Genomic DNA, 11,729 nt, shown 5'->3' on the forward strand with positions numbered 1-11,729 from the left:
ATTTTAAAAATCGGATAGCATTTGTCAACATGATGTGCAATCTTTCTGTGGATTGCGATTGCTGTGCCGTGGCGGAGAATCCCTGCATGAAGGATATCGGGATCCTCGCCTCCACCGATCCGGTGGCGCTGGACCAGGCGTGCATGGACCGGATCCGGCAGTCGGACGATCCCGGGCGGGAACATTTTCTGGAGCGGGTGAACTCCCGCCTCGGCACCCGCGTCATCGAGAGCGCCGCGGTCCGGGGCGTCGGTTCCCGGCGGTACCGGCTCGTCCGGCTCGATGGCAAAGAGTGAATTTTCTGAGAAGAAGGATGGAGGAAATGAATCAGAACGATGAATCGGCAGAGAGCCGTATGACGGCCGCCGTTGCCGAAGGGGATTCCCCGCGGCCGCAGGTGACGCGCCGCCCGTTCCGGAATACCGGAGTCACACTGCCGCTGCTCGGCTTCGGCCTCATGCGTCTGCCGGAAACGGAGGGGAAGATCGACCGGGCCGCGGCGCGGAAGATGGTCGACCGGGCCATGGCGGCGGGGTGCAACTATTTCGACACCGCCTACATGTACCACAACGGAGAAAGTGAATCCTTCGTGGCGGAGGCGCTGGGGAAATATCCCCGCGACAGCTACTTTCTGACCTCGAAGATGCCGACTGTCATGCTGAAGGAGGAGGCGGATCAGGAGCGGATTTTTTCCGAACAGCTGCAGCGAACCCGGGCCGGATACTTCGATTTCTATCTGATGCACTGGCTCAACGCCGCCCATTGGGAGGTCGCGCAACGGCTGAAGCTTTATGAATTCATGAAGCGGAAGCAGGTGGAGGGGAAAATCCGCTGGATTGGCTTCTCCTACCACGGCGAACCGGAGGTGCTGGAGGAGATCGCCCGGGCGTATCCGTGGGACATCGCGCAGATTCAGCTGAACTATCTGGACTGGGAGCTCTGCCGCTCCGGCGAGCAGTATGAGGTGCTGACCCGGCTCGGCATTCCGGTGCTGGTGATGGAGCCGTTGAAAGGGGGAACGCTGGTCCGGCTGACTCCGGAGGCAGTGAAGATCCTCGAACAGGCCGGACCGGAGACTGGAGTCGCCTCCTGGGGGTTCCGGTACGCCGCGTCGCTGCCGAATGTGCAGGTCGTCCTCTCCGGCATGTCGGAAATGACGCAGGTGGAAGAGAATCTGGCGACCTTTTCGCCGTTCCGCCCGCTGGATGCCTCCGAACGCGACACCATCGGCCGGGCGCTGGCGGCCTACCGCCGGGCCGGTGCGGTTCCCTGTACGGCGTGCCGTTACTGTTCGCCGTGTCCGGCCGGCGTGGACATTCCCCGCAACCTCGGCCTGCACAATCAGGTGAAGGGCGGATTGTCGCTCTTTCACGCCAAACTTGTCTACGATGCGATGCCGGAGAAACAGCGGGCCTCCGCCTGTGTCGCCTGCGGCGCATGCCAGAAGAAGTGTCCGCAGAAGATTGCCATTCCCGCTCTGATGAAAGAGATTGCAGGAGAGTTTCAATGATCTACCGTCAGCTGGGCCGGTCCGGAATCCGCGTGAGCGCGATTTCTCTCGGCTGTGAAGGGTTTGCCGGCAAATCCCGCCGGGAGGCTGTGGAGATGATGGGGTATGCCGTCGCTTCCGGAGTGAATTTCATCGACCTCTACGCATCGGATCCGGAGCTGCGCTCCACCATCGGCGCCGCGCTCGCCGAGGTCCGCGGCGGGGTTCAGGTGCAGGGGCATATCGGTTCGGTCTGGAAGAACGGGCAGTATATGCGGAGCCGGAATGTTGCGGAGGCCCGCGCGGCGTTTGACGACCTGCAGACCCGCCTCGGCCGGGAGACGATCGAGGTCGGCATGATCCACTACTGCGATGAGCTGGAGGATTTTCACGCGATCTTCGACACCGGGTTCATCGAGCTTGCCACGAAGTGGAAGCAGGCGGGGCGAATCGGTTCCATCGGCCTCTCCAGCCACAACCCGGTGGTGGCGAAAATGGCGGTTGAAACCGGCCTGATCGATGTGCTCATGTTCTCGGTCAACCCCTGTTACGACGTGCAGCCGCCGGGGGAGGAGGTGGAAAAACTCTGGGCGGACGAGGTCTACGAGGCGCACTTTCACAACTTCAACCCCGAACGCGAAGAGCTCTACGCTCTCTGTGAACGGCGGAACGTGGGGATCGATGTGATGAAGGTCTTTGCCGGCGGCGATCTTCTGAAAGCGGATCAGTCGATGTTCGGCCGGGCGATGACGCCGGTGCAGGCGCTGAACTATGCCCTGACCCGACCGGCGGTTGCCGCGGTGATGGCCGGTTGCGGCAGCGTCGCCGAAATCGAGGCCGCACTCCGGTGGTGCACGGCTTCCGAAGAGGAGCGGGACTACTCCACCGTTCTGGCCGGTCTGGAGCGCTGTTCCTGGTCGGGGCACTGCATGTACTGCGGCCACTGCGCGCCCTGTCCGAAGGAGATCCGCATTGCCGATGTGAACAAGTTTCTGAATCTGGCGCTGGCCAGAGGCGGCGTGCCGGAAACGGTGCGGGAGCATTACCGGGCGCTGGCCCATCACGCTTCGGAGTGCATCCAGTGCGGGGCCTGCGAGAAGCGCTGTCCGTTTTCCGTGCCGGTGCGCGAGAAGATGAAACAGGCGGCCGAACTGTTCGGCTGTTGAACGAAAATGAAGAAAAGGAAATAGTTTATGCATATGGCTGACGCTCTGCTCTCTCCGGCGGTCGGGGGGACGATGCTGGCGGTTTCCGCCGGTGTGCTTGCGTACGCGGTGCGGGACGTGCGGCGGAATTTTCAGGAGAGCCGCATCCCGCTGATGGGGGTGACCGGCGCATTTGTCTTCGCGGCGCAGATGGTCAACTTCTCGATTCCGGGGACCGGCTCCAGCGGTCACATCAGCGGTGCGGTGCTGCTCGCCGCTCTCCTGGGGCCGTCGCCGGCATTCATCGTGATGGCCGGGGTATTGCTGATTCAGGCGCTCTTCTTCGCCGACGGCGGGCTGCTCGCCTGGGGGTGCAACCTCTTCAATATGGCTTTCTTCGGCTGTTTTCTCGCCTATCCGTACCTGTTCCGGCCCATCGCGGGGAAAACGTTGAGCCGCCCGCGCATTCTCGCGGCGAGTCTCGTCGCAAGCATAGTCTCGCTGGAGCTCGGAGCCTTCGCGGTGACGCTGGAGACGTTGCTTTCCGGCATTACGGAGCTGCCGTTCGGCATGTTTGTCGCGGTGATGATGCCGATTCATCTGGCGATTGCCGTGGGGGAAGGGCTGGCGACCGGTGCGGTTCTGCTCTTTGTCCGGAGTCATCTGCCGGAGGCGGAGGAGCTCCGGCTGGAGGAGAAGAAACTCTCCGTGCGGCGCCTTTCCCTGGTGCTGGGGCTGGCCGCACTGGTGATCGGCGGCGGGCTCTCTCTGCTGGCCAGCGGGAAGCCGGACGGGCTGGAGTGGTCGATGGAGAGAACCGCCGGCAGTGCGGAGCTGGAGTCTTCCGGCGCATTTCACGCGCTCTTCGCCAGACTGGCGGAATTCTTCGCCCTGCTGCCGGACTATGCGTTCCCCGGGTCGGAGAGTCCGGCGGGAACGGTTGTCGCCGGAATCGCCGGTGTCGTGCTCTGTCTCCTGATCCTCGTCGCCTGCGGCTGTCTGATCTGCCGGAAACGTTCCTGCCGGGGAGGGGTGCGGTGACTCTTTTTCAGCAGGAGCTTCTCGCCGGATGGGGGGCGCCCTCCGCTTCCGGAGCGTTCTCCCGCCTCGCGCCTCTGCCGAAGGTCTGTCTGGTGTTGGGATTTCTGATCCTGACCGTCTCGTTCGGCCGCCGGGCGTGGTGCGGGTGCACTCTGTTTGCCGTCGTGCCTTATCTGCTCGCCCGGGCGGGCGGTGTTTCGCCGGTCGTCCTGCTGCGTCGGGCTTCGCTCGCCCTGCCGTTTGTCCTCTGCGCCGGAGCGGCGAATCTCTTCTTCGACCGGGAACCGGTGGCGGTCGGCGCCGGGCTGACGCTGCCCGGAGGGGTGGTCTCCTTCTGGGTGTTGATTGCCAAGACGCTGGCCGCGACGGGAATGGTGCTGTTGCTGGCCGCGGTCACCTCGATCTCCGGGATTTCCGGCGCGCTGGTCCGGCTGCGGGTGCCGTGCATTCTGATCCTTCAGATTCAGCTGCTGTGCCGTTATCTGCTGTTGACGGCGGAGGAGGCGCGGAATTTGTGCAACGCCTGTCTGCTCCGGAATCCCGGCTGCCGGATCGTTCCGGTGCGCGACTGGGGCACGCTGTGCGGCCGTCTCTTTCTGCGGAGCGTGGAGCGGGCCAACGCGGTCTATCGGGCGATGCAGTGCCGCCTCTTTCACGCCGGAGAGCCGCTTCCGCCCGGGGAAACCGGTACGGCGGGCGAGTGGTGCGGCGTCGGAGCGCTTCTTCTGGTTTTCGTGTTTCTGCGTTGGAGTCTGGCATGAGAATCGAACTGCGTGAACTTGTGCTGGAGCGGCCCGGCGGCATTCGGGCAATCGACGGAATCACCTGCCGATTCGATACGGCGTGCTGTCCGGCGGTGGCGATCCTGGGCGCCAACGGAGCGGGCAAGTCGACGCTTCTGGAAAGCATCCCCGGGCTTGTGCCGATTGCGTCGGGCTCCATTCTGGTCGACGCAATGGCGGTGGAAAAACGGAATCTCACCGCCATCCGCGCGAAGGTCGGCATGATATTTCAGAACTCCGACGACCAGCTCTTTTCCCATACGGTGGGCGAAGATGTCGCCTTCGGCCCCCGCAACCTCAAACTTGCGCCGGAGCTGGTGCAGGAGAGGGTGCGCGAAGCGTTGCAGCAGATGGGGATCGCCTCTCTGGCCGGGCGCGACGTGGCGCGCCTCTCCGGCGGGGAGAAGCGCCGCGCCGCACTGGCCGGCGTGCTGGCGATGAAGCCGGAGGCGATTCTGCTGGACGAGCCGACCTCCATGCTTGATCCGCGGGCCTGCCGGGAGCTGGCGGAGTGTCTGAAGGCGTTGCCGGCGCTGAAACTGATTGCGACGCACGATCTCGCATTTGCCGCCCGGGTCTGCCCGGAGTGTCTGATTTTGAAGAACGGAAGGATGGCTGCCCGCGGCGAGACCGCGGTTCTGCTGCAACAGCATGAACTTCTGGAGGAGTGCGGGCTGGAGTGAATTCTGTGTGCGCCGGAGTGCCGCGGAAGCGGTCGAATATGGAGTTGTGATTGCAGGAGTGGAAAAAATGACACCGCCGGATATGGATTTTGTAAAACTGCCGAAAACCGATTTGCATGTTCATCTGGAGGGGACACTGGAGCCGGAAATGCTTTTCCGCCTCGCCCGGCGCAACCGCGTTCCCCTTCCGTGGCGCGATCCGGAGAATCTGCACGAAGCGTGCAAATTCCGCGATCTGGCCGGCTTTCTCGCCATCTATTACAAAGGTTGCGAAGTGCTGGTGACCGGCGAGGACTTCTACGATCTCACCCGGGCCTATCTGGAACGGGCGGCGGCGGACGGGGTCGTTCACACGGAGATCTTTTTCAACCCGCAGGTGTTTCGCGGCCGCGGGACGCCGCTCGCCGCCATCATGGAGGGGGTGTTGAGCGCCATTCGCGATATGCGCGACCGCATTTCCTGCCTGTATATGGGGACGGTCATGCGCACCCGTCCGGTCGAGGAGGCGTTGCAGGCGCTGGAGGAGCTCGCCCCCTGGTACAGCGAAATAGCCGCTTTCGGGATGGGCGGGGCGGAGCGGGGGAATCCGCCGCTCCATTTCCGGCGCTACTTCGACGCCTGCCGGGAACGGGGATTCCGCACCTGCGTCCATGCCGGCGAGGAGGGGCCCGCCGACTATGTGCGGGAAGCGCTCTCTCTGCCGGTTGACCGCATCGACCACGGCAATGCGGCGGCGGAGGATCCGGCGCTGTTGCGGATTCTGGCGGAAAGGCGGATTCCGCTGACGATGTGCCCGATCTCCAATTTGCGGCTGAAGGTCGTGCCGGATCTTGCCGCACATCCGCTCAAACGGATGCTGGAGCAGAGGCTGTGCGTCACGGTCAATTCGGATGATCCCGCCTATTTCCTCGGGTACGCCAGTGACAACTGGGCCGCCGTGTGCCGGGCGCTCCGGCTGACCCGTGCGGAGATTCTGCAGCTGGCGTTGAACGGAGTTGAAGCCTCTTTCCTGAGCGACGAGCGCAAGGCGGCGCTGCGGCAGGAGGTTATCGCGGCTCTTCCAGCTCCTCCGGACAGGGATCCGGCACGCCGAGGTATTTGAAGTAGTCGTGCCCCCAGTCGCTCATCGCGTTGACGATGGGAACCAGCGTCCGTCCCTGTTCGGTGAGGGCGTATTCCGTTCTGGGAGGGACGACCGGATACAGCTTTCTGCTGACAATGCCGTCCTGAACCAGCTCTTTCAACTGCTGGCTGAGCATTTTCGCCGTGGCCTGCGGAATCGCTTTCTGAATCTCGTTGTAACGCATGATTCCGACCACATTCAGATGCCAGATGATGATGGCTTTGTACTTTCCGCCCAGCACCGCCATCGTGGCCTCTACGGAGCAGTGAAATGTCAGCGCCTTTTTTTTATCCATTTTTTCTCCGCGTTTCCGCCTGTTCGAATCTCGTTTCTTTAATATACATCATCTTGCAAAAAAGGCAATTCCAGTTGACTTGCTCTATAGTGATAAAAAGGATAGTATAGAACAAAATAGGTATTATAGTACAAAATAGTGCATTCTTGATATTTTGCAATTTCAGATTATATTAAAGTATCCTGTGCGGAAGGGCAGGAGAAGCGACGGTGAAGACCGCGCTGGAATGGATACAGGTTCCGATGGATGAAAGGAGTGCGCAACATGAAGAGAAAGATTGTGATCCTCAATGGGAGTCCCCGTCTCAACGGCAACACGGCGGCATTGATCCGGGAGTTTGTCCGGGGGGCGGAGGCCGCCGGCAACACGGTGGTCCGGTTCGATCTGGACCGGATGGCGATCCATGGCTGCAAGGGGTGCCTTGGTGGAGGAAAGAATCCGGACCAGCCCTGTGTGCAGAAGGACGACATGGATTTGATCTATCCGGAATACCGGAGTGCCGATGTGCTGGTGCTGGCGTCTCCGATGTATTACTGGGGGGGTTCCGGTCAGCTGAAGTGTGCTTTCGACCGGCTGTTTGCGATCACGGAGTCGGACCCCGGGTGGAAAACGCCGCACAAAAAGGCGATCCTCCTGATGGCGGCCGAGGGAACCGGGAAGGAGAACGAGGCACCGGTGATCGATTATTACGAATCGCTTCTGGGATTTCTCGGCTGGGAGAATCTGGGCAGCATCGTCGCCGGCGGCGTGCTGAAAGCCGGCGATATTGCGGGGCACCCCGAACTGGAGAAAGCGTTTGAACTGGGAAAACGCATCTGCTGACAGGGAGGTTGCAAAATGAAAGTTCTGCTGGTCAACGGAAGTCCGCATCGGGAGGGCTGTATCCACACATCGCTCTCCGAAGTCGCCGGAGCTCTGGAGCGCAACGGCGTCGAAACCGAGATATTCTGGATCGGTAACCGGCCGGTGCAGGGGTGCATCGGCTGCTGGAGATGCCAGGAAAAGGGAGATGGGTGCGTCTTCAAAGACAAACTGTACACGGATTTTGTCGAGAAGATCAAAAATGCGGATGCCCTGGTGGTCGGTGCTCCGGTCTACTACGCCGGGCCTCCGGGGGCGCTCTGTGCGATTCTGGACCGGGTCTGTTTCTCGGCGTCGCAGTACTTTGTGCACAAACCGGCGGCCTGCGTGGTCAACTGCCGCCGGGGCGGCGCGAGTGCGACGTTCGACCGGCTGAACAAGTATTTCACGATTCTGCAGATGCCGGTGGTTTCCAGCCAGTACTGGAATTCGACGCATGGGTTCACGCCGGAGGAGGTGCGGCGCGATCTGGAGGGAATGCAGACGATGCGGACGCTGGGGAACAACATGGCGCACCTGTTGAACTCTCTGGAGAAAGCCGCTCTGCCGCTGCCGGAGGAGGAACCGCGCGTCGCCACAAATTTCATCTCCTGAACTGTTCCCTTCGAATTGCCGGAAGCCGCTGAAAATTCAACGACTTCCGGCATTTTTTCACCCCTGTCCGGAGCGGGTGATTTTTGTGGAAGGTTTTCCCGGAGCGGCCAGGGAAAACGCTTTCTCCGTCAAATGCCCTTTCGGTTGCAGGCTTTTCTTTCATGAAAGTCATGACCTCCTCTTCTGTCGGAAACTCCCGAATACTGAATCGCAGACTTGTGCGGAACACGAGAGGGTAATCTGTTCCGGAGGAAAATAACCGGACAATGGTTGCAAAAGAGAGCGGCGCTTGCTATAGTATCCAAAATAAAATGAGCAACGAGGTGCATGATGATTCTCTTCCCGCCGCCGCACAACATGACCACCCGAAACAGGCTGTGCGATTACTCCAGCTGCCGCTGGATCACGCTTCCCGCGCAAGCCGGATTTGAGCTCAAGGAGGCGGCACGCCGAATCGCCGCAACGCTTTTGGCGCGTTTCCTCGTCCCGCCGGAGGTCACCGCCGGAAAACCGGGCGCCGGTTGTGAGCTGCTCCGGATGGAGCGCGACTTCCGGCTCCCGCCCGAGGGGTACCGTCTTGAAACATCTCCCGACGGGGCTCAGCTTGCCGCCGCCACCGATACCGGATTTTATTACGGACTCCTGAGCTTTCAACAGCTTCTGCAGATTCCCGCCCGTGTGCCGGGAGTTCTGATCGAGGACGCCCCCGACATCTCGCGGCGCGGCTACATGCTGGACGTCTCGCGTTGCAAGGTGCCGACCATGGCGTCGCTCAAAGCGATGATCGACAGCCTCTCTCTGCTTCGCTGCAACGAGCTTCAACTGTACATGGAGCATTCGTTCGCATTCGCCGGCGACGAGCGGGTCTGGTACGACTCTTCGCCGCTTTCGCCGGCGGAAATCATGGAGCTGGATCAGTACTGCCGGGCGCGTTTTATCGAACTTGTCCCGAATTTGAACAGCTTCGGCCATCTCGAACGCTGGCTCAAACTGGAGGAGTACCGCCACCTTGCGGAAAGTCCGGAACCGTGGTATTTTGCGGAGAACGACACCCGGTATCAGGCGACGCTGGCGCCGGGGCGCGAGGCGCTCGCCTTCATCGACCGGCTGTATGCGGAGTTCCTGCCGAACTTCACCTCCCCGTTCCTGAACGTCGGCTGTGACGAAACCGTCGAACTCGGCCATGGACGCAGCCGGGAACTCTGCGAACAATATGGAACTCACAGAGTGTATCTCAAGTATCTTGCCGGATTGACGGAACTGGCCGCCGGATATGGCCGCCAGGTGCAGTTCTGGGGGGATATCATTCTCCATGAACCGGAGCTTATTCCGGAGATTCCGGCGGGCGTGACGGCGCTTCTCTGGGGCTATGAGGCCGATCACCCGTTTCAGGAGCAGTGCGGGCAGTTCCGCCGGGCGGGGATTCCATTCTACGTCTGCCCCGGCACATCGACCTGGAACTCCATCACCGGCCGGACGGCGAATATGCTGGCGAACATCGCCTCTGCGGCGCGCTGCGGCAGTTGCTTCGGCGCCCGCGGATTCCTGCTGACCGACTGGGGGGATGGTGGTCACCATCAGTACTGGCCGCTTTCGTGGCCGGGCATTGCCGCCGCCGCCGGATGGAGCTGGAATGCCGCCGCCGAACTGGAGGCGCAGATTCCGTACGCCGTCGACTTTGCCTTCAATCCCGGCGGCGACGGCACACTCGGCTCATGTCTGCTCGAGTACGGGAGAATTCCGGAGGCATTTGCTCATCCCGGGGTGAACTGCAATAATTTCTGGGCGATTCTGAACCGGCCGGAACGGCGCGGAAACCAGACGCTTCTGCAGCAGGCGACCCGGCAGGAGGTCGCCGCTGCGCTCCGGAAACTTGCCGTCTGGCGCCGCCGCGTGGAGACGCATCCGCCGAAGGCGCCCCGTCTCGTCCTCGATGAGCTTGACAACTCCAGTCTGCTGGCGCAGCTCGCTCTGGAATCCATGGCCGCACGCAAGGGGTGGCGGCTCGACCGTGCCGCCTGGAACGACCGGTTGCGCCACGTCATCGGCCGGCACCGCGACCTGTGGCTGGCCCGCAACCGTGCCGGAGGACTGCGGGAGAGTCTTGGCGTGCTGGAACGCTTTCTGCTGCGTTAATTTCGCTGTTTCCCGCCGGGGTGGTGGGCTGCGGGCGAAGGAGAGGCTCCGGCATTTTTCCCGGTCACGACCAGCGTGACGGAGCCGAGGATGATCAGAATGCCGAAGCACTGCTGCAGCGACAGAGTTTCACCGAACAGCGTGATGCCGAAAAACAGAGCGGTGACCGGCTCCAGTGCTCCGAGAATCGCGGTTTTGGTCGGTCCGATGCAACGGATGGCGACCGCCATGAAGAGAAACGAAAGCAGCGACGGGCATATGGCCAGACCGAGCGCACAGCCGAAGCTGAAAAGATCCGGCAGTTTCTGCAGCTCCAGCCCGCACCGGAGCGAGAAGAAGAAGACCGGCAGGCCGAAACAGAGCGCGTAAAATGTCAGCGTTGCGGTGGGGAGCTGGCGGAGCGATGTGACCTTCAGCAACACCATGTAGACCGCGTAGGCGAGGGCGGAGAGCAGGACGAAAATCAGCCCGGTCAGCTGAAATTCGCCGTTGGAGTTCCCCAGCGAAAGCAGGGCGATTCCCAGAATCGCCAGAACCATTCCGATCAGCGTGGAGATGCTCTGCTTCACCTGAAAAAAGAGGAACATGATCCCGCAGACCATGATCGGGTATACGAAGAGAATCGTTGCCGCAATCCCCGCGTCGATATGGTGGAAGCTCAGAAACAGGAAGAGACAGGAGAGCGCCAGCAGCACCCCGCTGATCCCCATCGGGAGAATCTGGCGCGGCTGCAGCCGGAAGGAGTCCCGCCGGACCAGCAGAATTCCTCCCAGCAGAAGGATGGTGATGAAAAAGCGGTAGAAGAGGACCGACGAGGTCGTCAGGCCCCGCTGATACAGCGGCAGTCCGAAGAGGGGATTCATCCCGTAGGTGACGGCCGCAAGAATTCCGCAGAGAGAGCCGCGGAATGTTTCGCTGATTTTCATCTGGTCTGCTCCGTCGGATTCAGTGCCGCGTCAAGTTCCGCCGTGTAGGAGCGGAGCAGCCGGATTGCCTCGCGCAGGTTCGCCGGTCCTGTCGCGGCGACGGCGGCGCGTTCCTGTTCCAGCAGGGGCTCCATGAAGTTTGCCGCATAGCGTTTCCCGGCTTCGGTGAGCTGAAGGCGGCGTTCCCGGTGGTTTCTGCCGTCCGGCTTCAGAAGCAGCAGTCCCCGGGCTTTCAAGTCGTGAACGATGTTGTGAACGGTCTGTTTGGGCAGGGCGTAGCTGTCGCTGATCTCCTTCTGCGTGCATGTTCCCATGTCGCGGAGGGTGTAGAAAATCAGCATCTCGTGATATTTGATGCCGCATCTTCTGCACCATCGGCGGTACACCTCCCGGTAGCGGATCACGGCGAACCCGATCTCCCGCAGCAGATTTTCAGTCTCTTTCTGCATGATCTCCTCGTTTACAGTCCTGAATGGGACTGATAATATAGCCTTGATTCCGGGAATTTCAACCGCATCGCTGAAATTTCTCCCGACGACGCGACATTTGCAACCTCCCGAACCTCTGCTTGCCCCGCAGGATATGGGAGAGGTGTGATTCCTGACAGTGGCGCTTCATTGGCGATGCGGTGAAAAAACGTCGTGGATATGGAGG

At 61.4% G+C, this 11,729-nt stretch carries 13 protein-coding genes; 10 read left to right on the forward strand and 3 right to left on the reverse strand.

Annotated elements, in window-relative coordinates; translation table 11 throughout:
* From ACMLHG_RS07190 to add, 7 genes are all read left to right on the forward strand, one after another.
* The coding region (locus ACMLHG_RS07190) for a DUF362 domain-containing protein (protein ID WP_417170056.1) at window positions 1-296 on the forward strand (296 nt) is incomplete at its 5' end.
* 26 nt (window positions 297-322) lie between these two features.
* Window positions 323-1,510: an aldo/keto reductase gene (locus ACMLHG_RS07195; protein WP_417170057.1), complete on the forward strand. Its 1,188-nt coding sequence runs from the start codon at window positions 323-325 to the stop codon at window positions 1,508-1,510.
* Entirely contained in the window at window positions 1,507-2,655 is a 1,149-nt protein-coding gene (locus ACMLHG_RS07200; protein ID WP_295809034.1) for an aldo/keto reductase, read from the forward strand. The genes ACMLHG_RS07195 and ACMLHG_RS07200 overlap by 4 nt, the downstream gene beginning before the upstream one ends.
* 27 nt (window positions 2,656-2,682) lie before the next feature.
* Window positions 2,683-3,675, forward strand: a complete 993-nt coding sequence (locus ACMLHG_RS07205; RefSeq protein WP_417170058.1) for an energy-coupling factor ABC transporter permease — start codon at window positions 2,683-2,685, stop codon at window positions 3,673-3,675.
* On the forward strand, window positions 3,672-4,436 hold the full coding sequence (locus ACMLHG_RS07210) for an energy-coupling factor transporter transmembrane component T family protein (RefSeq protein ID WP_417170059.1): 765 nt from the start codon (window positions 3,672-3,674) through the stop codon (window positions 4,434-4,436). Before ACMLHG_RS07205 ends, ACMLHG_RS07210 begins: the two co-directional genes overlap by 4 nt.
* On the forward strand, window positions 4,433-5,140 hold the full coding sequence (locus tag ACMLHG_RS07215; RefSeq protein ID WP_295809026.1) for an energy-coupling factor ABC transporter ATP-binding protein: 708 nt from the start codon (window positions 4,433-4,435) through the stop codon (window positions 5,138-5,140). The genes ACMLHG_RS07210 and ACMLHG_RS07215 overlap by 4 nt, the downstream gene beginning before the upstream one ends.
* A gap of 67 nt (window positions 5,141-5,207) precedes the next feature.
* Window positions 5,208-6,242 carry an adenosine deaminase gene (gene add, locus ACMLHG_RS07220; RefSeq protein ID WP_417170060.1) on the forward strand — a complete coding sequence of 345 codons (1,035 nt, stop codon included), beginning with the start codon at window positions 5,208-5,210 and terminating at the stop codon, window positions 6,240-6,242.
* Here the strand turns inward: add and ACMLHG_RS07225 are convergent.
* A complete protein-coding gene (locus tag ACMLHG_RS07225; RefSeq protein ID WP_417170061.1) occupies window positions 6,187-6,558 on the reverse strand; it encodes a winged helix-turn-helix transcriptional regulator in 372 nt (123 codons plus the stop codon). The two genes, add and ACMLHG_RS07225, sit on opposite strands and share 56 nt — an antisense overlap.
* Before the next feature lie 264 nt (window positions 6,559-6,822).
* On the opposite strand from ACMLHG_RS07225, the gene ACMLHG_RS07230 reads away from it, so the two are divergent.
* The 3 genes from ACMLHG_RS07230 to ACMLHG_RS07240 all read left to right on the forward strand — a co-directional run bounded on the left by ACMLHG_RS07230 (window position 6,823) and on the right by ACMLHG_RS07240 (window position 10,149).
* Entirely contained in the window at window positions 6,823-7,380 is a 558-nt protein-coding gene (locus ACMLHG_RS07230) for a flavodoxin family protein (RefSeq protein WP_417170062.1), read from the forward strand.
* A gap of 15 nt (window positions 7,381-7,395) precedes the next feature.
* Entirely contained in the window at window positions 7,396-8,013 is a 618-nt protein-coding gene (locus ACMLHG_RS07235) for a flavodoxin family protein (RefSeq protein ID WP_295809018.1), read from the forward strand.
* A 327-nt stretch (window positions 8,014-8,340) separates the two neighbouring features.
* Window positions 8,341-10,149 carry a beta-N-acetylhexosaminidase gene (locus ACMLHG_RS07240; protein WP_417170063.1) on the forward strand — a complete coding sequence of 603 codons (1,809 nt, stop codon included), beginning with the start codon at window positions 8,341-8,343 and terminating at the stop codon, window positions 10,147-10,149.
* On the opposite strand, the gene ACMLHG_RS07245 is transcribed toward ACMLHG_RS07240, so the two are convergent.
* Window positions 10,146-11,075, reverse strand: a complete 930-nt coding sequence (locus ACMLHG_RS07245; protein WP_417170064.1) for an EamA family transporter — start codon at window positions 11,073-11,075, stop codon at window positions 10,146-10,148. The two genes, ACMLHG_RS07240 and ACMLHG_RS07245, sit on opposite strands and share 4 nt — an antisense overlap.
* A complete protein-coding gene (locus tag ACMLHG_RS07250) occupies window positions 11,072-11,524 on the reverse strand; it encodes a MarR family winged helix-turn-helix transcriptional regulator (RefSeq protein ID WP_294436054.1) in 453 nt (150 codons plus the stop codon). Before ACMLHG_RS07250 ends, ACMLHG_RS07245 begins: the two co-directional genes overlap by 4 nt.
* Between the last annotated feature and the right edge of the window lie 205 nt (window positions 11,525-11,729).

This window comes from Victivallis sp., from assembly GCF_048170485.1.
Taxonomy (GTDB): domain Bacteria; phylum Verrucomicrobiota; class Lentisphaeria; order Victivallales; family Victivallaceae; genus Victivallis.

What these genes read in the sequence shown, in the direction of transcription:
- ACMLHG_RS07195 (WP_417170057.1), top strand. Translation starts at nt 323, where the DNA reads ATGAATCAGAACGATGAATCGGCAGAGAGCCGTATGACGGCCGCCGTT.
- ACMLHG_RS07245 (WP_417170064.1), bottom strand. Translation starts at nt 11,075, where the DNA reads ATGAAAATCAGCGAAACATTCCGCGGCTCTCTCTGCGGAATTCTTGCG.
- add (WP_417170060.1), top strand. Translation starts at nt 5,208, where the DNA reads ATGACACCGCCGGATATGGATTTTGTAAAACTGCCGAAAACCGATTTG.
- ACMLHG_RS07225 (WP_417170061.1), bottom strand. Translation starts at nt 6,558, where the DNA reads ATGGATAAAAAAAAGGCGCTGACATTTCACTGCTCCGTAGAGGCCACG.
- ACMLHG_RS07205 (WP_417170058.1), top strand. Translation starts at nt 2,683, where the DNA reads ATGCATATGGCTGACGCTCTGCTCTCTCCGGCGGTCGGGGGGACGATG.
- ACMLHG_RS07240 (WP_417170063.1), top strand. Translation starts at nt 8,341, where the DNA reads ATGATGATTCTCTTCCCGCCGCCGCACAACATGACCACCCGAAACAGG.
- ACMLHG_RS07235 (WP_295809018.1), top strand. Translation starts at nt 7,396, where the DNA reads ATGAAAGTTCTGCTGGTCAACGGAAGTCCGCATCGGGAGGGCTGTATC.
- ACMLHG_RS07250 (WP_294436054.1), bottom strand. Translation starts at nt 11,524, where the DNA reads ATGCAGAAAGAGACTGAAAATCTGCTGCGGGAGATCGGGTTCGCCGTG.
- ACMLHG_RS07230 (WP_417170062.1), top strand. Translation starts at nt 6,823, where the DNA reads ATGAAGAGAAAGATTGTGATCCTCAATGGGAGTCCCCGTCTCAACGGC.
- ACMLHG_RS07215 (WP_295809026.1), top strand. Translation starts at nt 4,433, where the DNA reads ATGAGAATCGAACTGCGTGAACTTGTGCTGGAGCGGCCCGGCGGCATT.
- ACMLHG_RS07200 (WP_295809034.1), top strand. Translation starts at nt 1,507, where the DNA reads ATGATCTACCGTCAGCTGGGCCGGTCCGGAATCCGCGTGAGCGCGATT.